The 26,179-nt window shown below is 73.0% G+C and carries 23 protein-coding genes; 11 read left to right on the top strand and 12 right to left on the bottom strand.

Going from position 1 to position 26,179, the window contains the following annotated elements:
• Nucleotides 1–28: 28 nt before the first annotated feature.
• A complete protein-coding gene (locus tag IE271_RS20470; protein WP_190191811.1) occupies nucleotides 29–1,312 on the bottom strand; it encodes a M6 family metalloprotease domain-containing protein in 1,284 nt (427 codons plus the stop codon).
• 319 nt (nucleotides 1,313–1,631) lie between these two features.
• Between IE271_RS20470 and IE271_RS20465 the strand changes: the two genes are divergently transcribed.
• Together IE271_RS20465 and IE271_RS20460 are read left to right on the top strand one after the other, a co-directional pair.
• A complete protein-coding gene (locus IE271_RS20465; RefSeq protein ID WP_190191810.1) occupies nucleotides 1,632–2,276 on the top strand; it encodes a TetR/AcrR family transcriptional regulator in 645 nt (214 codons plus the stop codon).
• Nucleotides 2,277–2,606: 330 nt separating this feature from the next.
• Nucleotides 2,607–4,148 (top strand): MFS transporter, encoded by a 1,542-nt coding sequence (locus tag IE271_RS20460; RefSeq protein ID WP_190191809.1) that lies wholly within the window; start codon nucleotides 2,607–2,609, stop codon nucleotides 4,146–4,148.
• Nucleotides 4,149–4,250: 102 nt separating this feature from the next.
• Here IE271_RS20460 and IE271_RS20455 read toward each other — a convergent pair whose 3' ends face one another.
• Complete coding sequence (locus tag IE271_RS20455; RefSeq protein ID WP_190191808.1) at nucleotides 4,251–4,754, bottom strand: MarR family winged helix-turn-helix transcriptional regulator; 504 nt, start codon at nucleotides 4,752–4,754, stop codon at nucleotides 4,251–4,253.
• A 168-nt stretch (nucleotides 4,755–4,922) separates the two neighbouring features.
• On the opposite strand from IE271_RS20455, the gene IE271_RS20450 reads away from it, so the two are divergent.
• Nucleotides 4,923–5,684, top strand: a complete 762-nt coding sequence (locus IE271_RS20450; protein WP_190191864.1) for a dioxygenase family protein — start codon at nucleotides 4,923–4,925, stop codon at nucleotides 5,682–5,684.
• A 261-nt stretch (nucleotides 5,685–5,945) separates the two neighbouring features.
• Here IE271_RS20450 and IE271_RS20445 read toward each other — a convergent pair whose 3' ends face one another.
• The gene (locus tag IE271_RS20445) at nucleotides 5,946–6,464 is read right to left on the bottom strand and encodes a GNAT family N-acetyltransferase (protein ID WP_190191807.1); all 519 of its coding nucleotides are present in this window, start codon (nucleotides 6,462–6,464) and stop codon (nucleotides 5,946–5,948) included.
• A gap of 172 nt (nucleotides 6,465–6,636) precedes the next feature.
• Here IE271_RS20445 and IE271_RS20440 point away from each other — a divergent pair, with 172 nt between their 5' ends.
• The 6 genes from IE271_RS20440 to IE271_RS20415 all read left to right on the top strand — a co-directional run bounded on the left by IE271_RS20440 (nucleotide 6,637) and on the right by IE271_RS20415 (nucleotide 13,150).
• On the top strand, nucleotides 6,637–7,632 hold the full coding sequence (locus tag IE271_RS20440; protein WP_190191806.1) for a sigma-70 family RNA polymerase sigma factor: 996 nt from the start codon (nucleotides 6,637–6,639) through the stop codon (nucleotides 7,630–7,632).
• Between the two features lie 910 nt (nucleotides 7,633–8,542).
• Nucleotides 8,543–9,304, top strand: coding sequence for a DeoR/GlpR family DNA-binding transcription regulator (locus IE271_RS20435; RefSeq protein WP_190191805.1), 762 nt, complete (start codon nucleotides 8,543–8,545; stop codon nucleotides 9,302–9,304).
• Entirely contained in the window at nucleotides 9,301–10,248 is a 948-nt protein-coding gene (pfkB, locus tag IE271_RS20430) for a 1-phosphofructokinase (RefSeq protein WP_190191804.1), read from the top strand. The genes IE271_RS20435 and pfkB overlap by 4 nt, the downstream gene beginning before the upstream one ends.
• Entirely contained in the window at nucleotides 10,245–10,529 is a 285-nt protein-coding gene (locus IE271_RS20425; protein WP_190191803.1) for a hypothetical protein, read from the top strand. The genes pfkB and IE271_RS20425 overlap by 4 nt, the downstream gene beginning before the upstream one ends.
• Nucleotides 10,526–12,760 (top strand): PTS fructose transporter subunit IIABC, encoded by a 2,235-nt coding sequence (locus IE271_RS20420; protein ID WP_190191802.1) that lies wholly within the window; start codon nucleotides 10,526–10,528, stop codon nucleotides 12,758–12,760. The genes IE271_RS20425 and IE271_RS20420 overlap by 4 nt, the downstream gene beginning before the upstream one ends.
• A gap of 102 nt (nucleotides 12,761–12,862) precedes the next feature.
• Nucleotides 12,863–13,150 (top strand): hypothetical protein, encoded by a 288-nt coding sequence (locus IE271_RS20415; protein WP_190191801.1) that lies wholly within the window; start codon nucleotides 12,863–12,865, stop codon nucleotides 13,148–13,150.
• Between the two features lie 61 nt (nucleotides 13,151–13,211).
• Here IE271_RS20415 and IE271_RS20410 read toward each other — a convergent pair whose 3' ends face one another.
• The 3 genes from IE271_RS20410 to IE271_RS20400 form a co-directional block, all read right to left on the bottom strand.
• Nucleotides 13,212–13,958: a DUF6227 family protein gene (locus IE271_RS20410; protein ID WP_190191800.1), complete on the bottom strand. Its 747-nt coding sequence runs from the start codon at nucleotides 13,956–13,958 to the stop codon at nucleotides 13,212–13,214.
• A 158-nt stretch (nucleotides 13,959–14,116) separates the two neighbouring features.
• Complete coding sequence (locus tag IE271_RS20405) at nucleotides 14,117–15,325, bottom strand: L,D-transpeptidase (protein ID WP_190191799.1); 1,209 nt, start codon at nucleotides 15,323–15,325, stop codon at nucleotides 14,117–14,119.
• Nucleotides 15,326–15,501: 176 nt separating this feature from the next.
• Nucleotides 15,502–16,527 (bottom strand): P1 family peptidase, encoded by a 1,026-nt coding sequence (locus tag IE271_RS20400; protein ID WP_190191798.1) that lies wholly within the window; start codon nucleotides 16,525–16,527, stop codon nucleotides 15,502–15,504.
• Between the two features lie 166 nt (nucleotides 16,528–16,693).
• Between IE271_RS20400 and IE271_RS20395 the strand changes: the two genes are divergently transcribed.
• A complete protein-coding gene (locus IE271_RS20395; protein ID WP_190191797.1) occupies nucleotides 16,694–16,870 on the top strand; it encodes a hypothetical protein in 177 nt (58 codons plus the stop codon).
• Between the two features lie 99 nt (nucleotides 16,871–16,969).
• Here IE271_RS20395 and mscL read toward each other — a convergent pair whose 3' ends face one another.
• From mscL to IE271_RS20365, 6 genes are all read right to left on the bottom strand, one after another.
• On the bottom strand, nucleotides 16,970–17,491 hold the full coding sequence (gene mscL / locus IE271_RS20390; protein WP_373308800.1) for a large conductance mechanosensitive channel protein MscL: 522 nt from the start codon (nucleotides 17,489–17,491) through the stop codon (nucleotides 16,970–16,972).
• A gap of 114 nt (nucleotides 17,492–17,605) precedes the next feature.
• On the bottom strand, nucleotides 17,606–18,289 hold the full coding sequence (locus IE271_RS20385) for a CpaB family protein (RefSeq protein WP_190191795.1): 684 nt from the start codon (nucleotides 18,287–18,289) through the stop codon (nucleotides 17,606–17,608).
• Nucleotides 18,290–18,432: 143 nt separating this feature from the next.
• Complete coding sequence (locus IE271_RS20380; RefSeq protein WP_190191794.1) at nucleotides 18,433–19,275, bottom strand: S-methyl-5'-thioadenosine phosphorylase; 843 nt, start codon at nucleotides 19,273–19,275, stop codon at nucleotides 18,433–18,435.
• Nucleotides 19,276–19,579: 304 nt separating this feature from the next.
• The gene (locus IE271_RS20375; protein WP_190191793.1) at nucleotides 19,580–19,888 is read right to left on the bottom strand and encodes an FmdB family zinc ribbon protein; all 309 of its coding nucleotides are present in this window, start codon (nucleotides 19,886–19,888) and stop codon (nucleotides 19,580–19,582) included.
• 67 nt (nucleotides 19,889–19,955) lie between these two features.
• Nucleotides 19,956–21,254 (bottom strand): MFS transporter, encoded by a 1,299-nt coding sequence (locus IE271_RS20370; protein ID WP_190191792.1) that lies wholly within the window; start codon nucleotides 21,252–21,254, stop codon nucleotides 19,956–19,958.
• A 339-nt stretch (nucleotides 21,255–21,593) separates the two neighbouring features.
• On the bottom strand, nucleotides 21,594–23,096 hold the full coding sequence (locus IE271_RS20365) for a potassium/proton antiporter (RefSeq protein WP_190191863.1): 1,503 nt from the start codon (nucleotides 23,094–23,096) through the stop codon (nucleotides 21,594–21,596).
• 227 nt (nucleotides 23,097–23,323) lie between these two features.
• On the opposite strand from IE271_RS20365, the gene IE271_RS20360 reads away from it, so the two are divergent.
• Nucleotides 23,324–26,119: a penicillin acylase family protein gene (locus tag IE271_RS20360; RefSeq protein ID WP_190191791.1), complete on the top strand. Its 2,796-nt coding sequence runs from the start codon at nucleotides 23,324–23,326 to the stop codon at nucleotides 26,117–26,119.
• The last annotated feature ends 60 nt before the right edge of the window (nucleotides 26,120–26,179 follow it).

The raw sequence follows: 26,179 nt of genomic DNA, 5'->3' as shown, positions 1-26,179 counted from the left end.
GGGGACCGGCCGTCCGTGGGCGCTTCCCTCAGCCCCGTCTCACCACCACCCGTACGTTCCCCGCCCGGTCCGTCGGCCCCACCGTGACCCGGATGCGCGAGCGCTTGTCGCGGAAGGTCTGGCCCGCCGTGAACGTGGCGTCGGAGAGTTCCGCGTGGACGTTCGGGCTGCGGGTGCAGCCGCCGCTGCCGCGGGTGGAGTCGATCACCCGGACCGGGCCCTGGCCGGTGTCGACGTCCGCCGCGACCTTGTAGACGAGGACGCCGGGGCGGCAGACCTCCTCGTCGTTGCCGCCCTCGGTGCGCAGTTCGAGCGCGTAGCCGGTTTCCTCGTCGACCGGCAGGAGGACCAGCTTGGCGCCGCCGGGGCGGGGGAGCGGGGTGAGCACGTGCCGGGAGACGCCGCGTCCGAAGACGCAGGCGACCTGGTCGTCGTCGAGCCAGCCGAGCTTCCACTTGTGCCAGCCCAGCAGGTCGTTCCCGGCGCCCCAGTCCTCGCTCATGATGTCCCAGTGGCCGACCCCGGCGGCGCCGTCCTGGGTGTAGAGGTCGGGCAGGCCGAAGACGTGGCCGTTCTCGTGGGGGAGGACCCGGTAGCCCGTCCGCTCGTACGAGCCGGAGCCGTCGTCCTGGCGGCTGTAGACGAACGAGGCGTTGGCGACGGGCACGCCGTCCGCGACCGGCGCCTCGCCGTTGCCCGCGAAGGTCACCGACAGGACGGTGTCCAGGGCGGACGGGCCGGCGTTCGGAGTGACCAGCACGTTCAGGAAGTCGTACCTCGTGAAGTCCACCTCCGGGTCGGCCGCGGCCACGATGTCCTCGACCAGGTGCCGGTAGCCGGGGTCGAAGGGGGCGCCGCGCTCCGTCCCGTACGCGGCGAACGGCTCGGGCATCCGCAGCCAGTGGCGTACGGGCGTCTCGGGGCGGTAGTCGAGACGGCCGTAGGAGCTGGTGCGGAACCAGTCGGCGGTCTGCGGGAAGAACTCGCCGAGGCGGTCCAGGGCGCTGCCCTGCCCGTGCGCGTCGGGAAAGTCGACCATGAGGGTCAGGGCCCGGACGGTGCCGGTGGAGCGGGAGTAGCCGTCCGGGGTCGGGACGCCCTCCGACATCTGCACGTCCGACGGGCCGCTGATCATGCAGGGGCCGAGGGACGCGGCGCGGGCCGCCGAGATCGGGCCCGCGGCCGTCGGGAACCCCGCCGTCAGGTGGCCGGACCCGGCGGAGGTGCTGGCGGCCATGGTCAGCAGGGTCACCGAGGCGAGGGCGGCCACGCGGCGCGGGTGTATCCGACTGCGGGCGCGGGTCGGCTGCATCCATGGGCCTTTCGCTCACGGCAGCCTCCCGGTATCCGGCTGCACCCCGTGCGATCACCCTCGGACGCCTCCCGTGCGGGCGCGCGCTGGAGGAGACCGATCGTGGGTTTCTCGCCCCGGGGAGGTGTGACGCGCCTCACAGGAAGCAGGGGAAATAACCGGGGACCCCTTCCCCGTTTAGCCCTGTGTCCGAGCGAAACGGGGAGGCCCTCCCCGGATCGCTCCCCGCGACCACAGCCGGTGGCCGGGCCGGCGCGAGAGCCGGGGCGACACCGGCACCGAGTACGAGACCAGGACCGAGACCGAGAAGGAGTACGCCGTGGACACCGCGACCCCCGTGCGGCGCAAGGCCCCCCGACCCCGGGCCGACGCGCTGCGCAACCGGGAGCGGATCGTCGCCGCCGCACGCGAGATGTTCGTGGAGTTCGGCGCCGACGTGCCGCTCGACGAGATCGCCCGCAGGGCCGGCGTCGGCAACGCCACGCTGTACCGCAACTTCCCGGACCGGGACGCCCTCCAGCGCGAGGTCGTCTGCTCGGTCATGGACCGCACGTCCGAACGGGCCGAGACGGCGCTCGCCGAGGACGGCGACGCCTTCGAGGCGCTGGGCCGGTTCGTGCACGCCGCCGCCGACGAGCGGGTGGGCGCCCTGTGCCCGATGCTCTCGGGGTCCTTCGACCGCGACCACCCCGATCTGCTCGCCGCGCGCGAGCGGCTCGAGGCCCTGGTCGCCCGGCTCATGGACCGGGCGCGTACCGTCGGCCGGCTCCGTCCCGACGTGGCCGTCGGCGATCTGATGATCGCCCTCAGCCAGCTCACGCGACCGCTGCCCGGCACCGCGTGCCTGAACTTCGACCACTTCGTCCACCGCCACCTGCAGCTGTTCCTGGACGGTCTGCGGGCACCCGCCCGCTCCGAACTGCCCGGTGCCGCCGCGACCATGGAGGACCTGCGACGCGCTTGATCGCCCACCGACAGGCCTGACCGCCCCACCTACCCGTCCACCCGACGATCCGGCCGCCGCGAGCGACGACTTCCGCGCTCCGCACCGGCCGGTACCGAGACACCGGCGCAGACCGGCCCACGCCGGCCCGCGCCGACTCGCACCGGGTCCCCGCCCCACCGCGGACCGGCACGCAGTACCGCGCACCCGCGGCCGTCACCGTCGACGAGCCGCGCTCCGGCCCTCCCTTTTACCTACGTTTTTCGGCTTTTCTTTTCGTTCTTTCGTCCTTCCCGAGGCTTCGCCGTCCCGATCACCGCGAAGCCCCGCAGTCCCGAAGTGGGTACACCCATGTCTGAAACAGCCCGGGCCACGGCCGCCAGGACGGCGCCGGCCCCCGACGCCAACCGCTGGAAGGCGCTCGTCTTCATCGCGCTGGCCCAGCTGATGGTCGTCCTCGACGCGACCATCGTGAACATCGCCCTGCCCTCCGCCCAGCAGGACCTGGGCATCTCGGACGGGAACCGGCAGTGGGTCGTCACGGCCTACGCCCTCGCCTTCGGCGGCCTGCTGCTGTTCGGCGGCCGCATCGCCGACCTGTGGGGCCGCAAGCGCGCCTTCGTCGTCGGCCTCGCAGGCTTCGCCGTGGCCTCCGCGCTCGGGGGCGCGGCCACCGGCCAGGCGATGATGTTCGGCGCCCGCGCGCTGCAGGGCGTGTTCGGCGCGCTGCTCGCGCCGGCCGCGCTGTCCCTGCTCGCCGTGATGTTCACCGACGCCAAGGAGCGCGCCAAGGCGTTCGGCATCTACGGCGCGATCGCGGGCGGCGGCGGCGCCGTCGGCCTGCTGCTCGGCGGCTTCCTCACCGAGTACCTCGACTGGCGCTGGACCTTCTTCGTCAACGTGCCCTTCGCCGTGGTCGCCGCCGCGGGCGCCTACTTCGTGATCCGCGAGCCGCGGGGCGACCGCAACCGCTCCCCGCTCGACATCCCCGGCGTGATCCTGTCCACCCTCGGCCTGGTCGCGCTCGTCTACGGCTTCACCCGCGCCGAGTCCGACGGCTGGAGCGACGCCCTGACGATCACCATGTTCGTCGCCTCGGCCGTCCTGCTCGCCGCCTTCGTGCTCGTCGAGTCCCGGGTGAAGGCCCCGCTGCTGCCCCTGCGCGTGCTGACCGACCGCAACCGCGGCGGCGTCTACCTCTCCCTCGGGCTCGCCGTCATCGGGATGTTCGGACTGTTCCTCTTCCTGACCTACTACCTGCAGGTCGTGAAGGGCTACTCGCCCGTCAGGAGCGGGTTCGCGTTCCTGCCGATGGTCGCGGGCATGATCACGGGCTCCACGCAGATCGGCGCCCGGCTGATGACCCGGGTTCCGCCCCGGCTGCTGATGGGCCCCGGCTTCCTGGTCGCCGCGCTCGGCATGGGCCTGCTGACCCGCATGGAGATCGACTCCTCCTACGCGTCCGTGCTGCTGCCGGGGATGCTGCTGCTCGGCCTCGGCATGGGCACGGCGTTCATGCCCGCCATGTCGCTGGCCACGCACGGCGTCGAGGCGCGCGACGCCGGTGTCGCCTCCGCGATGGTCAACACCTCGCAGCAGGTCGGCGGCGCGATCGGCACAGCCCTGCTGAACACCGTCGCCGCCTCCGCCACCACCGCGTACCTCACCGACCACATCGCCGGCGCCACCACGCGCTCGCAGCAGCAGCTCGTCCAGCTCCAGGCCATGGTCGAGGGCTACACCAGCGCGATCTGGTTCGCGGTCGGCATCCTGCTCGCCGCCGGGGTGATCGCCCTGGTCCTCGTCAACACCGGCCGCCCGGGCACCGGCTCCGGCAACGCGGCGGGCGAGGGCGCCGAGGACGAGGTCCTGGTGCCCGTCATCGCCCACTGATCCGGAGGGCCGCACGCCTCTCGTACGGACGGGGGGTGGGGACGCCCCGTCCGTACGACTCCCAGGGCCCGCCCTGGTTCCGCGGGTCCGGCGCGCCGGACCTCAGCGGAGCCAGGGCAGGTCCGCGCCCGCCTCCTCGGGCTGCAGTCCCTCGGCGACGATCTGCATGATCTCGCCGAGGGACTTCTGCTGTTCGGGGCTGAGCCGGTCGAACACGGCCTGGCGCACCGCCGCCACGTGGCCGGGGGCGGTCCGCCGCAGCACCTCCATGCCCTCGTCGGTCAGGACGGCGAACTGGCCGCGCTTGTCGGAGGGACAGTCCTCGCGCCGCACCCAGCCGTTCTTCTCCAGGCGCGCGATCGCGTGCGACAGCCGGGACCGGGTGATCTTCGCGTTCCTCGCCAGCTCGGTCATCCGCAGCCTGCGGCGCGGGGACTCGCCCAGCTGCACGAGCAGGCCGTAGTAGATGTGGGGCATGCCCGCGTCACGCTGGAGCTGACGGTCGAGGTGGTCCTCGAGAAGGACGGAGGCGTGCAGGTAGGCGCGCCAGGTGCGCTGTTCCTCGTCGTCGAGCCAGCGCGGGTCTTCAGCGGGTGCCGTGTTCATGTATCCCACTGTACGAGCCCGTCCTTGAATCTTAAATAAAACAGACGTAAGCTCTCCGCTTGAAGCTTGATAGTTCAAGTAATGGGTCCGTCGACCGGTCGTCCGCCGGTCCCGGAGGGAGCCGCCGCCATGTCCGCCGCCACCGAGGAGCGTCCCGCCGGGACGCGCATGCCCGCCCTCTACCTCAGCCACGGCGCCCCGCCGCTGGCCGACGACCCGGTCTGGCCGGGCGAGCTGGCCGCCTGGTCGGCCGGCCTGCCCCGCCCCAGGGCGATCCTCGTGGTCTCCGCGCACTGGGAGGAGGCCCCGCTCGCCCTCGGCGCCACGGAGGCGACTCCGCTGGTCTACGACTTCTGGGGCTTCCCCGAGCACTACTACCGGGTGCGGTACGACGCCCCGGGCGCGCCCGCGCTCGCCGAGTCCGTCCGCAAGCTGCTGCGCGCCCCCGGCACGCCCGTGCAGGACATCCCGGACCGCGGCCTGGACCACGGCGCGTACGTGCCGCTGGTCGAGATGTACCCGGACGCCGACATCCCGGTGCTGCAGATGTCGATGCCGACGCTCGACCCGGTCCGGCTGATGGACATCGGCCGCAGGCTCGCCCCGCTGCGCGACGAGGGCGTCCTGATCGTCGGCTCCGGCTTCTTCACCCACAACCTCGCCGCGCTGCGGCAGGGCGGCGTCCCCGCCTGGTCGGCGGAGTTCGACGACTGGGGGCACCGCGCGCTGGACTCCGGCGACGTGGACGCGCTCCTCGACTTCGCCGCCAAGTCCCCGGCCGGGCGGCTGGCCCACCCGCGCACCGAGCACTTCGCCCCGCTCTTCGTCACGCTGGGCGCGGCCGACGCCTCGGGCGACCTGGACACCCAGCGCTCGGTGATCGACGGCTTCTGGCTGGGACTGGCCAAGCGGTCGGTGCAGTTCGGCTAGGCCGCGCGGTGCGGCCGTTCCGTACGGTGCGGCCGTTCCGTGCGGTACGGCCGGGGTCCGTACGAAGCCGTAGGCCGTGACGCCTCCGGTCGTGGTGCCGCCGGCCACGGGGCACCCGTTACGGGAGCGCCGGCCACGGGGGCACCCGTCACGGGGCCACTGACCGCGGGTCTGCCCGGTTCCGCCGATGACCGGGCAGACCCGTTCCCGTTCCCGTGATCGCGTCCCGCCGGCCGCCGGCCCGGCGTCCCCGCGTCCCGCTCACAGTTCCTTCTCGTACCAGGCCACGTCCCAGTAGCGGCCGAACTTCCGGCCGACCTCCCGGTAGGTGCCGACGTGGCGGAAGCCGAACCGCTCGTGCAGCCGCACCGACGCCTCGTTCGGCTGGGCGATGCCCGCGTACGCGCGGTGCACGTCCTCGTCCGCCAGCGCCTCGAACAGCGCCCCGTACAGCAGGGAGCCGACGCCGCGGCCGACCGCCCGCGGCGCGACGTAGACCGTGACCTCCACCGACGTCGCGTACGCGGGCTTGGCGCGGAACGCGCTGGACGTGGCGTACCCCAGGATCTCCTGTGAGCCGCCGTCCACGGCAACCTTCAGGCGGTACGGGCCGTCTTCAGGGTGGGAGAGCAGCCAGGGGCGGCGCTCCTCCGGTGTGAAGGCGGCCGTGTCGAAGGTGATCGGCGTCTCACGCACGTAGTGGTTGTAGAGGTTCGCGAGAGCCCCGAGGTCCTCCTCGACTCCCGGTCTGACCTGCACCTCTGCTGGTCCCGTCGGCATCGCGTCTCCTTCGGTGGCGGGACAGGGTACTGCATGATCAGAAAAATCGGGGGGAGGCATGGGAATTCTGTCCGGATTCCAGTCGTTGTTTCCTTTGGAAGCTGGGCACCCGACAGGGAGTCCGAATCCGCCCACTAGGACCCCGCAAGCCCACCATCGCAAGGGAGCACGCATGGCAACCCGTGCCGTCGCCCGTCGTAAGTCCGCCGCCGGCGAGACCGACGCGGCAAGCAGTGTTCGCGCCGTAGGCGGCGAGATCGCCGACCGCGACCTGGTCGGCATGTACCTCGACGAGATCGCTCGTACGCCGCTGCTCGACGCCGCCAAGGAGGTCGAGCTGTCCCAGGTCATCGAGGCGGGTGTGTTCGCGCGGCAGATCCTCGACGGCGAGGAGGAGGCCAAGGCGGAGGCCACCCGTGAGGAACTGGAAGCGCTCGTCGCGGAGGGCGAGCGGGCGAAGGACGTCTTCATCCGCTCGAACCTGCGCCTGGTCGTGGCCGTGGCCCGCCGCTACCCGCGCAGCGGCCTGCCCCTGCTGGACCTGATCCAGGAGGGCAACGCCGGTCTGGTGCGCGCGGTCGAGAAGTTCGACTACCGCAAGGGCTTCAAGTTCTCCACGTACGCGACGTGGTGGATCCGCCAGGCCATCACGCGGTCGATCGCCGACCAGTCGCGCACGATCCGGCTGCCCGTCCACCTGGTCGAGGAGCTGGGCCGCATCCGCCGGGTGCAGCGCGAGTTCAACCGCGAGCACGGCCGCGAGCCGGAGCACGCGGAGATAGCCGCCGAGCTGGGCTCCACCCCGGAGCGCGTCGGCGACGTGCTCGACTGGGCCCGCGACCCGGTCTCGCTCAACATGTCGGTGGACGACGAGGGCGAGACGCAGTTCGGCGACCTGCTCGAGGACACCTCGGCCGTCTCGCCGGAGCAGTCCGTGCTGACACTGCTGCGCAGCGAGGAGCTGGACGACCTGATCGGCCGGCTCGACCAGCGCACGGCCTCGATCATCAAGATGCGGTACGGCATCGAGGACGGCCGCGAGCGCACGCTGACCGAGGTCGGCAAGGAGCACGGCCTCACCCGCGAGCGCATCCGGCAGATCGAGAAGCACGCGCTGCTGGAGCTGAAGAAGCTGGCGCACGACACCGGCTTCGACGCGGCGGCGTGATCCGCTCCGCGTGACGCGCCGGGGCCTGCGCGCCCCGGGCGCGGCGCACGCCGGGCCGGTCCGTCCCGGCCTCGCGGACCAGTCCGTTCCCGCCGCGCGGGCCGGTCCGCCCACCGCAGGGATCCGGCCGTCCGCCGTCCGGGCCCGATCGGTCGCCGTATGGATGTGACCGCCCGCTGTCCACTCATGGCCGTCCGCCGTGCGGGTCGGACCGCCCGTGGGAGGAGTGGGACCGCACTCGGCGGCCCTCGGCGGCAAGTGCCAGGTCAGCCGCCGTACGCCGGTCCGTGATCCGGCACGCGTGACGGCCGCCGCGATCCCGTCCGAACAATTTGCCGTTATCCGCCGCTTCAACCCGCCGGGCCCGGGGCACAAGAACTCCGAGCCCCCTTGAACCGAGTCCCGTCGCACTCCCCCCGGCGTACGGGACTCTCCCGGGCCGAGCTCCGCCGCCACTCCCCCCTGGTGCCGGAGTTCGGCCCAAATCCTTTACGGCCCGCGGCCGCGCGCGGCTCCCGGCCGGACGGCGTGGGGGCACCCCGGACCTGAACCCCGGGGTGTCCCCACGTGGCATATTTTGCCATGAAGGCACGGCGCGCAGGGATGGCGTTCCTCCCGTCGCGCGGCCCGGCCGTCGTGGATCCCGAAGGCCCGGTGCCGGTCCGGTACCGGGCCTTCCCGTGTGCCGCTCCGTATGCCGCCCGTGCGCGGAAGCCCGGCCGGGAGGCGCGCGCGGAGGCCCGGGCGTTTGCGCGCGGAAGCCCGTCCATGCCCGCACGGAAGCCCGGCCGCGCCTCTGTGGAAGTCCGTTCATGCCCGAATGGCGCCCGCACCTGTTTACTTTCCCGCAATGCATGCGTAGCCTGCCGGGGAAACCACACGTTCGGGCATGAAGCGGAGGTGAACGGGCGTGTACGCACCGGAGCGGCAGCAGGAGATCCTGCGGCTGGCCCGTGACGGCGGGCGCGTGGACGTGGTGTCCCTGGCCGAGGAGTTCCAGGTCACCGCCGAGACGATCCGGCGGGACCTCAAGGCCCTGGACCGCGCGGGCCTGGTCCGCCGGGTGCACGGCGGCGCGATCCCCGCCGGGCGGCTGGACTTCGAGCCCGACCTCGCCGAGCGCGAGTCCACCGCGGCCGACGAGAAGGACCGCATCGCCCGGGCCGCCCTCGCCGAACTGCCCGCCGACGGCACGGTGATCCTCGACGCGGGCACGACGGTCGCCCGCCTCGCCGCCGCCCTGCCGCTGGAGGCGACGCTCACCGCGGTCACGCACAGCCTGCCCATCGCGACCCGCCTCGCCGACCACCCCGGCATCCAGCTCCACCTCGTCGGCGGCCGGGTCCGGCACCGCACGCGCGCGGCCGTGGACGCCTGGGCCCTGCGCGCGTACGGCGAGATCCGCGCCGACGTCCTCTTCCTGGCCGCCAACGGTTTCTCGGCCGAACACGGCCTGACCACCCCCGATCTCGCCGAGGCCGCCGTGAAGCGGGCCTCGGTCGCCGCCGCGCGCCGCGTCGTGCTGCTCGCCGACTCGGTGAAGCACGGCCAGGAGCACTTCGCGCGCTTCGGCGGCCTCGGCGACGTGGACCTGCTGATCACCGACAGCGGGCTGAGCCCGGAAGACGCCGCCGCCCTCCGCGCCGGCGGCACGGAAGTAGTGCGCGCATGATCCTCACCGTCACCCCCAACCCCTCGCTCGACCGCACCTACGAGGTGCCGTCGCTCGACCGCGGCGAGGTCGTCCGCGCCGCCGGTGAGCGGGTCGACCCGGGCGGCAAGGGCGTCAACGTCTCGCGGGCCGTCGCCGCGGCCGGACGGCGCACGGTCGCCGTGCTGCCGCTCGGCGGGGCGCCGGGACGGCTCGTCGCCGAGCTGCTGCACGCGCAGGGCATCGAGGTCGCGCCGGTCCCCGTCGAGGGCGCCACCCGCTCCAACATCGCCCTCGCCGAGCCGGACGGAACGCTGACGAAGATCAACGCGCCGGGTCCCGAACTCTCCGCCGCCGAACGCGAGTCCCTGCTGGAGACCGTGCGCGAGCACGCCCGCGGCGCCTCCTGGATCGCCTGCTGCGGCAGCCTGCCGCGGGGCCTCGCCCCCTCCTGGTACGCCGATCTGGTCGCCCGCGCGCACGCCGCCGGGGTCCGCATCGCCCTGGACACCTCGGGGCCCGCGCTGCTCGCCGCCCTGCGCGAGCGCCCCGACGTGGTCAAGCCGAACGCGGAGGAGCTCGCCGAGGCCGTGGGCCGCCCGCTGGCCACGGTCGGGGACGCGTTCAAGGCCGCCGAGGAGCTGCGGGCGCTGGGCGCCGGCACGGTCCTGGCCAGCCTCGGCGCGGACGGGCAGCTGCTCGTCGAGGCCTCGGGCGCGTGGTTCGCCGACGCCCGCGTCGACTCCGTACGCAGCAACGTGGGCGCCGGCGACTCCTCGCTCGCCGGCCTCCTCGTCGCCGGCGGCACCGGGCCGCGGGCCCTGGCCTCCGCCGTCGCGCACGGCGCGGCCGCCGTCCAGCTGCCCGGCAGCGTGATGCCGACGCCCGCCGACCTCGACCCCGCGGCGGTCACGGTCACCGCGGACGTCCCGCACGACCGCGTCCTCACGGAACCCGTGTCATGACCGCCCCGCACACCCCGTACGCACCGAGCACCCCGTACGCATCGCGCGAGCCGCATGCCTCGTACGTGCCGCACGCCTCGTACGTCTCGTACGGCTTCCGCACCCCGCATGCCCCGTGCGCCCCGTACGCCCTCCCGGCCGGGGCGGCGGCCGGAGCGGGTGTCCTGCCCGCCTCCGGGCCGTCCGCCCCCGTCGGCCTTGTCACCACCCCCCTCGTCCCCACCCTCAGCCCCGCCCGCCACAGTCCCCGGGCGATACGCGCGCGAAGGAGCCCGCGATGAGCGAGATGATCACCGCGGACCTGGTCGACCTCGACCTGTCCGCCGAGACCAAGGAGGCGGCGGCGCGTGCCCTCGCCGAACGGATGGTGGCCCTGGGCCGGGTGACCGACCTGGACGGCTTCCTCGCCGACGTGGCCGCCCGCGAGGCGCAGATGCCGACCGGCCTGGACGGCGGCATCGGCATCCCGCACTGCCGCAGCGCCCACGTCACCGAGCCGACGCTCGCCTTCGGGCGCAGCGCGGACGGCATCGACTTCGGCGCGCCCGACGGACCCGCCGACCTGGTCTTCCTGATCGCCGCCCCGGCGGGCGCGGACGACGCGCACCTGACGATCCTGTCGTCGCTGGCCCGCAAGCTCATGGACGAGGAGTTCACCACCGCGCTGCGGTCGGCGGACGACGCGGCGGGCGCCGCCGCGCTCATCCGCGGCGACGAGCCCACGACGGACGAGGGCGCGGCGGACGCGGGCGAGGGCTCGGGCGCTGACGCGGGTCCGGGCGCGGTGACGGCCGACGCCGCCGACGCGTCCGGCACGTCCCCGAAGGCGACCTCCACCCGGGCCGCCACGGACACCGCGGCCGGAACGGCCGGTGCGGCGGGCACGGCCGGTGCGGCGGGCACGGCCGACGCGGCGGGCACGGCCGACGCGGCGGGCGCCTCCGGCGGATCGGCGGGGGAGAGCGCCCCTGTCGCCGCGGCCGGTGCCGCCACCGCGTCCTTGGGCGACCGCCCGTTCCGTATCGTCGCCGTCACCTCCTGCCCCACCGGCATCGCGCACACCTACATGGCGGCCGAGTCGCTGGAGAACGCGGGCCGCGCGGCGGGCGTCGAACTCGTCGTCGAGACCCAGGGGTCCGCGGGCTTCACCCGGCTCGACCCGGCGGTCATCGCCGCCGCGGACGGCGTGATCTTCGCGCACGACGTGCCCGTACGGGACAAGGACCGCTTCGCGGGCAAGCCCACCGTGGACGTCGGCGTGAAGGCGGGCATCAACCGGCCCGCCGAACTGATCGACGAGGTGCGCGGCAAGGCCGAGCGCGGGGAGGTCACCGCGGGCGCCGCCGCCGGGGCCGGCACGCCGGTGGAGAGCGCCGGCGAGCCCGGCGAGGGGTACGGCACCAAGCTGCGCAAGTGGCTGATGAGCGGCGTGAGCTACATGGTGCCGTTCGTCGCCGCGGGCGGTCTGCTGATCGCCCTCGGCTTCGCGATCGGCGGCTACCAGGTCAACAAGGCGCCGTCCGTCATGGACCACTTCCTGTGGACGGAGGCCGACAGCTGGGGCGCACTGCTGTTCCAGATCGGCGGCGTCGCCTTCGACTTCCTCGTCCCGGTCCTCGCCGGCTACATCGCGTACGGCATGGCGGACCGGCCGGGGCTCGTGCCCGGCTTCGTCGGCGGCTCGATCTCGCTGACCATCAGCGCCGGGTTCCTGGGCGGCCTGGCCGCCGGTCTGATCGCCGGCGGCGTGGTCATGGCGATCCAGCGGGCCAGGATCCCGCAGGCGCTGCGCGGCATCATGCCGGTGGTGGTGATCCCGCTGATCTCCTCGGCGGTGGTCGGCTTCCTGATGTTCGTGGTGATCGGCAAGCCCATCGCCTCCGCGCAGAAGGCCATGACCGACTGGCTCGGCGGCCTCAGCGGCACCAACGCGATCCTGCTCGGCCTGCTCCTCGGCCTGATGATGTGCTTCGACCTCGGCGGCCCCGTCAACAAGGTCGCCTACGCCTTCGCCGCCTCCGGCATCGCCGTCGCCGACCCCAGCGACTCGGCGATGAAGGTCATGGCCGCCGCGATGGCCGCCGGAATGGTGCCGCCGCTGGCGATGGCGCTGGCCACGACCGTGCGCGGCAGGCTCTTCACCAGGACCGAGCGCGAGAACGGCAAGGCGGCCTGGGTGCTGGGCATCTCCTTCATCTCGGAGGGCGCGATCCCGTTCGCCGCGGCCGACCCGCTGCGCGTCATCCCCGCCTCGATGGCGGGCGGCGCGGTCACCGGAGCGCTGTCGATGGCCTTCGGCGCCACGCTGCGCGCCCCGCACGGCGGCGTCTTCGTGGTCCCGCTGATCGGCAACCCGCTGCTCTACCTGGTCGCCATCGCCGCCGGCGTCTGCGTCACCGCGGCCCTGGTGGTCCTGCTGAAGGGGATGCGTGGGCGGCCCGCCGACGCCGCCGCCACGGCGGGGGAGGGTGCCACGGCCGGGACCGGGGCGAAGGAGCCGGTCGCCGCCTGAACCACCGCGTTCCCATGTGTCCGCTGTGAGTGATTCGCGGCACCTGCGAGATAGGTCACGGTCCGGGGCGAAAACCCCGGACCGTGGTGTGTACTGGGGCGTATGCCCGATCATGTATCGATTCTGCGGGTGGTGGCCTGCGTCGTGCTCGCCCTGACGGCGGTGCTCTGGATCGTCGGCCTCACGCGCCTCGTGCGCCGCCCGGGCCCCGTGCTCCCGCCGCGGCGCCACGGGACCGCCCCGGAGGGGGCGCCCGCGAACCTCCTGCCCCGTCAGCGCACCGGCCCGCGGGAGGAGTCGGTGGACCTCAGCCCGGCCGAACGGGACGCCTTCTACCACCTGGTGCGCCGACTGGCCCGGCAGGACCGGCTCCGCCGCTTCAGCAGGTGACGTCTCCGCCGCTTTGCCCGGTGACGTCACCGCCGCTTCGGGCGGAGACGGTTCCGCCGCCTCAGTCGAGTGCGGCCGCCCGCCGTTCCATCGCCTCGCGGGCGTCGTCCTCGGTGCGGTACACCTCGCACATGTGCCGGCCGTCCGGTGTGGCCGTGTGCTCGACCTCCCACAGGGAGATCTCCTGCCCGTCGCGCAGCAGGAACGCGTGTTCGTAGAGCGAGAAGCCGAGACCGGCCTCGCCGGCCCGGCAGGGGCGCCCGAAGGCCTGGGTGATCTGGTGGGCGAAGGCCGTGCGCAGCAGCGCCGCGGTGCCCCTGCCCGGCCGGTCCCGGTTCTCCGCGCGCCGCAGTAATCGCCGCGCGTGGTCGGCCGAGTCGTCCGGGACGTACGCGTGCCGGGGCGGGGCGACCGGCGTCGACGGCAGCGGCGGCGGAAGCGTGAAGTCCGGTGCGTCCGGCGGCAGCGGCAGCCGCGCGGTCGCGGCCCGCAGCTCCTCCTCGTCCGCGTACACCTCGTGCTGGGTGCGGTGGTCGGGGGCCGTGTTGTGCACCAGCTCCCACAGGGTGACGGCCGTTGCGTCGGCGACCAGCCACGTGTGCCGGTACGTCTCGCGGTGCAGGCTCCCGCTGTGGTGCGCGGAGTGCAGCGCGCTGTCGTGGGCCAGGGCCCGGTCGAGCCGCCGGACCGTTTCGTCCGGCAGCTCGAAGGAGTTCAGGGCACGGCCGAGGAGCCGCGCGAGATGCTCCTCCGGAGACTCGGGCGACTCGAATGGCTCGTACGCTGCGGTCTCGTACGGAACGCTCAAGGTTTCTCCCGGCGTTGCTGCATGTCACCTCGTGGGTGCATACCGTAGCCCCTCGGTCGGACATCATGTCCGGGAACCGAGAAAACGTACGCACAGAAAAACGACAGCGTCGCGCGGGATGTTCCCGCGGGACTCGACCTTCCCTCAAAAACCTTTGGTCAAACGGCACTTCCGGCGACCCACTCGCGCCACGGCATGTTCCATCCGTTGAACCCGTTGTCCGGCGCCACCACCTTGTCGGGTGAGTTCTTCACCGTCACGACGTCGCCCACCATCGAGCTGTCGAAGAACCACGCGGCCTCCGTGTCGGCCTGGGCCCCCTGCACGTCCGCGATCCCCACGCAGCCGTGGCTCGACCCCACGCGCCCGAAGGGCGGATAGCCGCGGCTGTACCAGTAGTTGCCGTGGATGAACGTCCCCGACGACGTCAGCCGCATCGCGTGCGGCACGTCCGGGATGTCGTACGCGCCGCCGAACCCGACCGTCGAGCCGTTCATCCGCACCTGCTCGAACTTCTCGGAGATCACCATCTGCCCGTTGTACGTGGTGTGCTGGGGGCTGCCCGAGGAGACGGGGATCGTCCGCACCGGCTTCCCGTCCCGCACGACCTCCATCATCTGCGTGTTCACGTCCACCGTGGAGACCTGCGAGCGGCCGACGGTGAAGCCGACGGTCCGGTCCTGCACGCCGTAGAGGCCCTTGGCGCCCCGCACGCCGTCCAGGTCGATCCTCACCGTCACCCGCGAGCCGGCCTTCCAGTACTCCTTCGGCCGGAAGTCCAGCCGCTGCGCCCCGAACCAGTGGCCGACGACCCGCTGCCCGCTGCTGGAGGTGACCGTGATGCCCGACTGCACCGCCTTCTTGTCGCTGATCTCCTTGTCGAACGTGAACGACACCGGCATCCCGACCCCGACCGTGCTGCCGGCGTTGGGCGTGTACGTGGCGACGAAGCTGTGCTCCGGGGAGATCGTGCTGAACGACGAGTCGGCCGCCGTCGTCCTCCCGTCGGCGTCCTTCGCCGTCGCGGTGATGCGGTACTTCGTGCCCTGCTCCAGCTGCTTCCTCGGCTTCCAGCTGCTGCCGTCCGCGGAGATCGTGCCCGGGACCGGCTCGCCGTTCTCCCGGTCGGTCATGGTGACCCGGGTCAGCCTGCCGTCGCTGACCCGCACGCCGGTCGCGTTGACCGACGCCAGCGTGGAACCGTGCTCGGCGGAGATCCTTATCCTCGCCGCCGATTTGTCCTTGTCCTTGTCCTCGTCGTTGTCGGCGTCGGCGGCGAAGCCGCAGGCGACGAGAGTGAGAGCGCCGGCCATCGCGGCGGTGCACCCCGCCAGCACGCGCCGCCCTGCTCCGTACGGCGTTGTCACGAGCCCCTCCCCGGTCCGTGTGAAGTCGTGCTTCTCCCCGTACGTGGAGGAAGAGGGGCGCACCGCCCGCGGAGGTTGCCTCCGTCGCGCCGCGAGCGCCCCCCGCGGCGCAGAACGGCGCAGAACGTCCACTCCGGCCGGCGGGGGAGGGGCCGGCAGGGACGGCCCGGCGTCCGTCACGGACGCCCGTACAGCTCCTCGTACGAGGGCCATGTGCCGCCCGGTCCCCGCACCGGCTCCGCCGCGCGCACCGCCCGCACGATCGCCCGCGTGACCAGGTCGGCACCCGCCGCGAGGATCTCGTTCAGCGCGAGCGGGTCCCCGGACAGCGGGCGGGCGCCCGTCGCGAGGGCGAACACCGTGTCCCCGTCGTTCAGGAGGTGCACCGGCCGCACCGCCCGCGCGATCCCGTCGTGCGCCGTTCCGGCCAGTTTCTGCGCCTGCGCCTTGGAGAGGACCGCGTCCGTGGCGACCACCGCGAGCGTGGTGTTCAGCGGGGGCGGACCGTTTCTCGCCCCCGCTCCGTCGAGCAGCGCCCGTGCCGCCTCGTGCGCCTCCGCGGACGGACGGGCCACCCGCCCCTCCCACATCTCCCCGTACAGCGCCCCGGTCGACGGGTCCACCACCGACCCCGCCGCGTTGGCCACGGCCAGCGCGCCCACCGTGATCCCCGAGGGGAGCACGGCGCTCGCCGTGCCGACGCCGCCCTTCAGCAGACCGGCCACCGCTCCCGTCCCGGCGCCCACGCTCCCCTGCGCGACGGGCGCGCCCGGTCCGCTCGCGGCGGCGGCCTCCACCGCCGCGCGGCCGGCCGCCGCGTCCGGCCTGGCCCGGAAGTCGCCTCCGCGTCCCAGGTCGAAGACGCAGGCCGCGGGGACGACCGGCACCACGTGGGAGGGGCCGGGGCCGACACGCACCCCGCGTCCCCGCTCCTCCAGCCAGGCCATCACGCCGGACGCCGCGTCGAGTCCGTACGCGCTGCCGCCGGTCAGCACCACCGCCTCGACCGTGCGCACCACGTTCCGCGGGTCGAGCGCGTCGGTCTCCTTGGTGCCCGGGCCGCCGCCGCGCACGTCCACGGCGGCGACGGCGCCGCCCTCCGGAGCGAGCACGACCGTGGTGCCGGTCAGCCGGCCGCCGCCGGTCAGGGTGGCGTGCCCCACGCACAGTCCGGCCACGTCTGTCAGAGCGTCGAGTGTCATGCGCACAGTGTGGGCTCACGCACCGCGGCCGGGTCCGGGACACCGGCCGCGGTTCCGCTTCCGGCCGCAGGGCACCGGCCGCGGTTCCGCTCCCCGCTCCGGCCCGCGGACGGGTGCGTCCGGCGGCGCCAGGGGCCCTCAACCCCGCGCGGCGTACCCTGAAGGCATGAGTACACCCTCCGCCCCCGCACCGCGTGACCCGAAGGACGCGCTCGTCTTCGACGACCCGCTGAGCCGGCCGTCGGCGGACGACACGGACCGAGGGTGGGGCGAGCGGCCCCGCGGGGACAGCGCCTCCGACCTCGCCCGCTTCCTCGACGAGAAGCCGCCGCACCACATCTGAGGGAAGTCCCGCCGGCGCCCACGGGCGCTGCCACCGGTGGTGGCAGGCGGAAGGAGGGCGGGGACCGGTCCCGCCTCCGTGTCCGCCCGCGGGCGGACGTCAGTTCTTGCCGAGGTCCGGGCCCGTGCCCGTACCGGTTCCCGTCCCGGGCCCCCCGTCGCGCTGCTGCGCCAGCAGGAGGTCGCGGATCTCCTTCAGCACCTGCAGCTCGGTCACGTCGATGACCTCTTGCGTGCCCTCCTTGGCCTTGCGGTGCCTCTCCATCCGGGCCAGGTACTTGGACATGGGCAGGACCATCAGGAAGTAGACGATCGACGCGGTGATCAGGAAGGTCAGCGTCGCGCTGAGCACGCTGCCCCACATGATGGGGATGCCCTCCGTCGCCGTCCCTGTCTTCTGGTCGAAGTTGCAGTGGGACGTCAGACAGGAGCTGTACTTGTCGAGGTCCTTGGTGCCGAACGCGCCGACCACCGGATTGATGATTCCCTTGACCAGGGAGTTGACGATGTTGGTGAAGGCGGCCCCGATGACGACGGCGACCGCCAGGTCGACGACGTTCCCCCGCATCAGGAAGGCTTTGAAGCCCGCCCAGACGCCCGGCTCCTTCTTCTCGCTCACCAGAAGGCCCTTCCTCGGTCGTACAGGTTGTGGAACAAGTAGGTCCGCAACCTATGCGACGGCCTACGTGGCCTGTCCAATCAGGTAACCGGGACGGGCGACTTGACACCGTGGTGATCAGCACACCGTCACCGCCAACCGCGCGGTGGCGCCCGCTCCGGCCAGCCGCGCCGCCGTCCCGCGCGGCACGGACAGCACGACGAGCGCGCCGCTTTCGGCCGGGTCGCCCAGGGCCTCCGGCACTCTCGTGACCCGGGCCCCGCGCGCGACCACCCGCGCCCGGCCGCCGCCCGCGAGCGATCCGTCGGCCGCCACGACGTCCACCCGGTCCCCGGGCCGCAGCAGCCGGACCGTGGCGCCGTCGGCGATCCGCACCGCCGCCGTCACCATGTGCGCCGCGCGCCGCTCCCGGACGGCGCCCTCCCCGGAACCGGCACCGGCGTCCGTCCCCGCGCCGGCGCTCGTCCGGGCCGGGGCGTCCGGGTGGGCCCGGATCCGCGGGGCGTCCCGCGGGCCCGCTGCGACCAGCGCGGCCGCCGTCACCGCGAGCCCGGCCGCCAGGGCCCGCCGCCGGTGCCGTACGAGTCCGCGCAGCCGGTACCGCCCGCCGCGCACCCGTACGGGGGCGAAGTGCGGGACCTCGCACGGAGCGGGCGCGTCCGGACCCGGCGGCGGAAGCGCGAAGGCCGACGCGGAGGGAGCGGGCGAGGACGGTGCGGAGGGAACGGGAGGGGAGGACGCGAGGGAGAAGGGCGGAAGGGGCGGAGGGGGCGGGAACGAGGGGGAAGGGACGTGCGACATGGGTACCACCGCCTGCGACGAGGGATCGGCCTGCGGTCCCAGCCTGCGGCGTCACGGCGGATCCCGCCGGGCCCCGTGCACTACCGACGGGTTGTGGACAACTGCCTCACCCGAAGGGGACGTTCCGCGGTTCTCCGCACCCCTCAGGGAAGCGCGAACCCCGGGTCAGTCCCGCCCAGCGCCTTCGCGCACAGGCAGTCCCGGGCACCGTCCTCCGGCAGGGCGGCCACCGCGTCGAACAGCACCGAGCGCAGCCGGTCCACGTTCGCCGCGAACACCCGCAGCACCTCCTCGTGCGAGACGCCCTCACCGCTCTCGGCGCCCGCGTCGAGGTCCGTGACCAGGGTGAGCGAGGTGTAGCAGAGCTCCAGTTCACGGGCGAGGGCCGCCTCCGGGTGGCCCGTCATGCCCACCACCGACCCCCCCTGCGCCCGGTGCCACAGCGACTCGGCGCGGGTGGAGAACCGCGGGCCCTCGACCACCACGAGCGTCCCGCCGTCCACCGCCTCCCAGCCCCGTCCGCGCGCCGCCGCCACGGCGGCCGCGCGTCCGACCGGGCAGTACGGGTCGGCGAGCGGGACGTGCACCACGTTCGGCACGTCGCCGCCGGGCAGCGGCAGCCCGTCGAAGTAGGTGCTCGCACGGTTCTTCGTGCGGTCGACCAGCTGGTCGGGCACGAGCAGCGTCCCCGGGCCGTACTCGGGGCGCAGGCCGCCCACCGCGCACGGGCCGAGCACCTGGCGCACGCCCACGGAGCGCAGTGCCCACAGGTTCGCGCGGTAGTTGATGCGGTGCGGCGGCAGGTGGTGGCCGCGTCCGTGCCGGGGCAGGAAGGCGACCCGGCGGCCGCCGATCCCACCCAGGAAGAGGGAGTCGCTGGGTGCGCCGTACGGGGTGTCCACCCGTACCTCGGTCACGTCGTCGAGGAAGGAGTAGAAGCCCGAGCCGCCGATGACGCCGATGCCGGCGTTCCCGGTGTTCGCCATGGCGAGCACCCTAACGGCGACCCCGCGGACGGCACCCGCCGGTGAGGGCCGGATCTCCCCCGGAAGGCAGGATCTTCCCTCGGAGGACCGGAATCGCCTTTCCAAGGCCCCGGCCCCGGCCTCGTGCGAGGGCCCTACGGAGACCGCGCCGCCCCGTCCCCGCCCAGGACTCTGCCTCCACCGGACACCCGCCCGGGCCCCTGCCTCCGGGCGCGACGAAGACCCCGCCGTCGGGAACGGCGGGGTCTCGTGAAGAAGGGTGCCGCGCGCGGCGCTCACCGCGCCGCGCGGCCGCGGAAGGCGACTAGGCGGCCGAGCTGCTGCTGGAGGAGCCGGACGACGAGGTCGAAGTGGACGACGACGAGGAGGACGACGCGTCCGACGACGAGGAACCGGAGGACTTCGACGACGAGGCCGGCGAGCTGCTCGACGAGGAGCCGCGGCTGTCGTTGCGGTAGAAGCCCGACCCCTTGAAGACGATGCCGACGGCGGAGAACACCTTCTTCAGGCGGCCACCGCAGTTGGGGCACTCGGTCAGAGCGTCGTCGGTGAACTTCTGCACCGCCTCGAGGCCCTCGCCGCACTCGGTGCACTGGTACTGATAGGTCGGCACTGTCTTCCTCCTGGCACTCTCACTCGATGAGTGCTAACGACGGTCCATAGTGACGTATTCCCTTCGATCAGTCCACTGCGAGCGGTGCGCGGTGACCGACACCACGCGCGACGGTGCGCCCGCCGCGGGGCGGCGCCAGCCGGGAGCGCAGGGCCACCAGCGTCACCAGGGCCAGCACGGTCCCGGCCATCGGCACGAGGAACCCGGCGCCGTCCCACAGGCGGTCCTCCAGTTGTCCGGCCGCGGTCACGGCCGCCGCCTGCCCGAAGGCGACCGCGCCGGTCAGCCAGGTGAAGGCCTCCGTGCGGGCCGTCGCCGGCACCAGGCCCTCGACGAGGGTGTAGCCGGTGATCAGGGCGGGGGCGATGCACATGCCGACCAGCAGGCCGACGCCCGCGAGGACGGCCACGGAGTGCGCGGCCCACAGGCCGGACGCGGTCAGGGCCAGCGCGGTGCAGCCCACGACCAGGCGCCGCCGGGGAGCCGTCTTCCAGGCGATCGCGCCGCAGACGACGCCGGAGAGCATGTTGCCCGCGGCGAAGATCCCGTACAGGACGCCGTTCAGGCCGGGCGAGCCGATCGACTCCGTGAACGCGGCGAGCGAGACCTGCATGCCGCCGAAGACGGAGCCGATGCCCAGGAAGACCGCCACCAGGACGCGTACCCCGGGGACCCGCAGCGCGGAATCGTGCGCCACGCGCGCGTGCCCGTCGCGCCCGACGGACGGCTGGGTGCCGCGCTGCGCCGCGAACAGCAGACCGCCGACGAGCGTCAGGCCGGCCTCGGTGAGCAGTCCGGCGGCCGGGTCCACGGCCGTGCACAGCGCGGTGGCCAGCAGCGGCCCGAGGACGAAGGTCAGCTCGTCGGTGACGGACTCGAAGGCCGCCGCGGTCGTCATCAGCGGCGAGTCCTTCAGCTTCACCCCCCAGCGGGCGCGCACCATCGGGCCGATCTGCGGCACGGAGGCGCCGGTCGGCACGGCCGCCGCGAACAGCGCCCACAGCGGTGCGCCGGAGAGCGCCAGGGCGGTCAGCCCGAGGCCCGCGAGGGCGTGCACGAGGACGCCGGGCAGCAGCACGGCCCGCTGCCCGTGCCGGTCGGCCAGACGGCCGGCGAAGGGCGCGAAGAGGGCCATGGAGACGCCGGTCACGGCGGCGACGGCGCCGGCCGCCCCGTAGGAGCCGGTGGTGTGCTGCACGAGCAGCACGATGGACAGCGTCAGCATCGCGAACGGCTGCCGCGCCGCGAAGCCGGGAAGCAGGAACGTCCATGCGCCCCGGGTGCGCAGCAGCTGCCCGTATCCGGGACGGGCGGAGGCCGGCGCGGACCCGCCGGACGACGACTTCGAGGTGACCGTGGACACCACGGCCCGTGCCTTTCTGCCGCCTGGTAGCGCGCCCGTGCGGGGGGCGCCGAGAGCTGTCCTCTTGCGCGTGCGGTAGATACCGGCGCCCACTGCGGAGGCGTCCCGGCCGCCATACGGTCGCGCCAGCTCTGCGTCAGGCAGAGTCGGTTCGATCGGTACGCCTTCATCGTACAGGCCTTGATCGGCTCCCCCCTGTGAAAAAGCGCACCCCAGAGGCCCCGCGCCCGCACATGCCGGGAACGCGCGGCTCTCGGGGGACCGCCCTGGAAGTGCCGCCCCAGGGGGTACGGCCCCGGGGTACTGCCTCCGGGGAGCGCCGTCCCGGACGGGCCCGGGGGGCTACCGGCGCTGCTCCTCCTCGGTTCCCAGCCAGCCGGCGAGCTTGCCGCCGTGGGCGACCGCGCGCAGGCGCCGCTCGGCGGCGTCCCGGACCGGGTCGGTGGCCACCACGAGCAGTTCGTCGCCGTGCCGCAGCACCGTCGCGGGCAGCGGCACGAACGACTCGCCGTCGCGGACGACCAGCGTCACCGCGGCGCCCGCGGGCAGCCGCAGCTCGTTGATCTCGACGCCGTGCATCCTCGACCCGTCGGGGACCGACACGGACAGCAGGTGCCCGCGCAGCCGCTCCAGGGGCGCGGACTCGATGCCCAGGTCGGCGGCCTCGGAGGAGATGTCGAGGTGCAGCTTGCGCGCCAGCCAGGGCAGCGTGGGGCCCTGGATGAGGGTGTAGAAGCAGACCAGGACGAAGACGATGTTGAAGATCCGGCGGCTGTCCTCGACGCCGTTCACCATGGGGATGGTGGCCAGGATGATGGGCACCGCGCCGCGCAGTCCGGCCCACGACATCAGGGCCTGCTGCCGCCACGGCGTCCGGAACGGCAGCAGGGAGGCGACCACGCTCAGCGGCCGCGCCACCATGGTCAGCACCAGGCCGATGAGGAGCGCGGGCCAGACGTCGTCCCCGAGGTCGTGCGGGGTGACCAGCAGGCCGAGCAGCACGAACATGCCGATCTGCGCGATCCAGCCGAGCCCCTCGGCGAAGCCGCGGGTGGCCGGCCAGTGCGGCAGCCGGGAGTTCCCGAGGATCACCGAGGCCAGGTAGACGGCGAGGAAGCCGCTGCCGTGGGCCATCGCCCCGGCCGCGTAGGCGGCGACCGCGATGGCCATCACGGCGATCGGGTAGAGGCCGGAGGCGGGCAGCGCCACGTGCCGCAGGCCGAAGGCGCCGAGCCAGCCGACGGCGAGGCCGATGGCGGCGCCCACCGCCAGCTCCAGCGCGATCTCGCCGAGCAGCACGTACCAGTGCTCGACCGGCCCGGCCGTGGAGAAGGCGACGACCAGGATGACCACCGGGGCGTCGTTGAAGCCGGACTCGGCCTCCAGGGCGCCCGTCACGCGCGAGGGGAGGGGCACCTTGCGCAGCACCGAGAAGACCGCCGCCGCGTCCGTGGAGGACACCACCGCGCCGATGATGAGCGCCTGCCGCCACTCCAGGCCGATCAGGTAGTGCGCGCCCGCGGCCGTGACGCCGACACTCGCCGCGACGCCCACCGTGGCCAGCGCGGCGGACGCCGGCAGGACGGGCCCGATCTCCTTCCACTTCGTGCCCAGGCCGCCCTCGGCCAGGATCACCACCAGGGCCGCGTACCCGATCACCTGGGTCAGCTCGGCGTCGTTGAAGCCGATCTTGCCGATGCCGTCCTGGCCCATGGCCACGCCGATGCCCAGGTACACGAGCAGGCTGGGCAGTCCGCTGCGCGAGGAGACGCGGACCGCCGCCACGGCGACGATCAGGACGAGCGAGCAGACGAGCAGGAGCTGGTTGAGGTGGTGGACAGTCAGCGGCCGGACCCTTCCCGCGTGTGCACTGGCACTTCGTTACCTTATCTAGTTACCTTACCTAACTCTTGACGTTTTCTTGACGCGCAAGTGATCACTTCGAGAGCTTCGCCGGTGCGGGTATCCGACTCCGCGTCAAGGCTCGGGTGACGCTGCGCCTATGGTTGCTCCAGCGCTCAGTCAAATGCACAGCCCCGCCTGCCGCTCGCGTAAGGACAGCAAGGACAGCGATGCCCTCCACCACCACCGCCTCTTCCGGCCAAAAGCCCGGCAAGTCCGGCAGGAAGAAGGGGCGCAGAGCCCGTCTGCTCGTGATCCTCCTGGTTCTGGCCCTCGTCGGAGGCGTGGCCTACGGGGCGTTCTGGAGCGTCAGTACCGTTCGCGCCTCCTTCCCCCAGACCAAGGGGTCGGTCACGCTCGACGGGCTCTCGGGCCCCGTCGACGTGAAGCGGGACGGGAACGGGATCCCCCAGATCTACGCCTCCTCCGAGGAGGACCTGTTCATGGCCCAGGGCTACGTCCAGGCCCAGGACCGGTTCTACGAGATGGACGTGCGCCGCCACATGACCTCCGGGCGGCTGTCCGAGATGTTCGGCAAGGGGCAGGTCGACAACGACGCCTTCCTGCGCACGCTCGGCTGGGACCGCGTCGCCGAGGAGGAGTACAAGTCCAAGCTCTCGGCGGAGACCAAGAAGTACCTCCAGGCCTACGCCAAGGGGGTCAACGCGTACCTGAAGGGCAAGGACGGCGCGGACATCTCCCTGGAGTACGCGGCCCTCGGGTTCACCAACGACTACACGCCCCAGGATTGGACCCCGGTCGACTCCGTCGCCTGGCTCAAGGCGATGGCCTGGGACCTGCGCGGCAACATGCAGGACGAGATCGACCGCTCCCTGCTGACCAGCCGCCTCGGCCCGAAGCAGATCGCCGACCTGTACCCGGACTACCCCTACGACCGGAACAGGACGATCGTCCAGGAGGGGCAGTACAGCGAGTTCGCCGGCGCCTACGAGCAGGGTGACGGGACGGGCACCGGAACCGGGACCGGCACCGGGACGGGAACCGGCACCGGCACGCAGGGCGCGGCCGGCACCGGGCTCGCGGGCGACACCGCGGTGCCCTCGGGATCGTCGCTGGAGAGCCAGCTCTCGGGCCTGTACGAGGTCCTGGACGACGTGCCCACGGCCGTCGGCGTGAACGGCAACGGCATCGGTTCCAACTCCTGGGTCGTCGACGGCGAGCACACCATCACCGGCAAGCCGCTGCTGGCCAACGACCCGCACCTGTCGGCGTCGCTGCCCTCGGTCTGGTACCAGATGGGCCTGCACTGCCGCAGCGTCTCCGCGAAGTGCCGGTACGACGTCTCCGGGTACACCTTCGCGGGCATGCCGGGCGTGGTCATCGGCCACAACCAGAGCATCGCCTGGGGCATGACGAACTCCGGCGTCGACGTCAGCGACCTGTACCTGGAGAAGCTCACCGGGCAGGGCTACGAGTACGACGGCAAGGTGGTGCCCTTCGAGACCCGCAAGGAGGTCATCAAGGTCGCCGGCGGCGGCAGCCGCACCATCGTCGTGCGCGAGACCAACAACGGCCCCCTGCTGTCCGACCGCGACGACGAGCTCGTGAAGGTCGGCAAGAAGGCCACCGTCGACAGCGCCGCCCCCGACCGCGGCGACGGCTACGGCATCGCGCTGCGCTGGACCGCGCTCCAGCCGGGCACCACCATGAACGCCGTCTTCGAGCTGAACCGGGCCACGGACTGGACGGAGTTCCGCAAGGCGGCCGCCTCCTTCGAGGTCCCCTCGCAGAACCTCGTCTACGCGGACACCGAGGGCCACATCGGCTACCAGCTGCCCGGCAAGATCCCCACGCGGGAGACGGGCGACGGCTCGCTGCCGTCGCCGGGCTGGGACCCGAAGTACCGCTGGAACGGCTACCTGAAGCAGGAGCAGCTGCCCTACGAGTACGACCCGGAGCGCGGCTACATCGTCACCGCCAACCAGGCCGTCGTGGACGAGGACAAGTATCCGTACACGCTCACCACGGACTGGGGCTACGGCGCCCGCAGCCAGCGGATCACCGACCTGATCGAGTCGAAGATCAAGGGCGGCGGCAAGATCTCCACCGACGACATGCGCCAGATGCAGCTCGACAACAGCAGTGAGATCGCCAAGCTGCTGGTGCCCAAGCTGCTGAAGATCGACGTCGCGGACAAGGACGTGCGCGAGGCGCAGAAGCTCCTGGAGGGCTGGAACTACACCCAGGACGCCGACTCGGCCGCCGCCGCCTACTTCAACGCCACCTGGCGCAACATCCTGAAGCTGGCCTTCGGCAACAAGCTGCCCAAGGAACTGCGGGTCAAGGGCCAGTGCCTGTCCGTCGAGCCGGCGAACTCCACCGGCCCGGCCGACGAGGACCGCAAGGTGCGCGAGTGCGGCCAGCGCGACGCGGGCAGCGCGCAGCCGGACGGCGGCGACCGCTGGTTCGAGGTGGTCCGCTCGATCCTCGACGACGAGGACAACGACTGGTGGACGGCGCCGGCGACGCGCACCGACAAGGAGGCGAAGAACCGCGACCAGCTGTTCGCGCGCGCCATGGAGGACGCCCGCTGGGAGCTGACCGCCAAGCTCGGCAAGGACATCGACAGCTGGAGCTGGGGCCGGCTGCACCGGCTGTACCTGAAGAACCAGACCCTGGGCACCGAGGGGCCCGCCGCCCTGCGGTACCTGCTCAACCGCGGCCCGTACAACCTGGGCGGCGGCGAGGCGGCGGTCGACGCGACCGGCTGGAACGCGGCCGGGGGCTACTCGGTGGTGTGGGTGCCGTCGATGCGCATGGTGGTGAACCTCGCGGACCTCGACAAGTCCAAGTGGATCAACCTCACCGGCGCCTCCGGGCACGCCTACAGCGCCCACTACGTCGACCAGACGAGCAAGTGGATCAAGGGTGAGCTGCTGCCCTGGCCCTCCTCGGAGAAGGCGGTCGACGCGTCCACCGAGGACACGCTGGTGCTGAAGTCCTGACGACGGCTCCGGATCCGCCGGGAAGGGCCCTCCGCGCACGCGTGGAGGGTCCTTCCCGCG

Source organism: Streptomyces minutiscleroticus (genome assembly GCF_014650875.1).
Lineage (GTDB): Bacteria > Actinomycetota > Actinomycetes > Streptomycetales > Streptomycetaceae > Streptomyces > Streptomyces minutiscleroticus.
The sequence above is the reverse complement of the archived record's forward strand: the minus strand, read 5'-3'. Positions and strand labels throughout refer to the sequence as shown.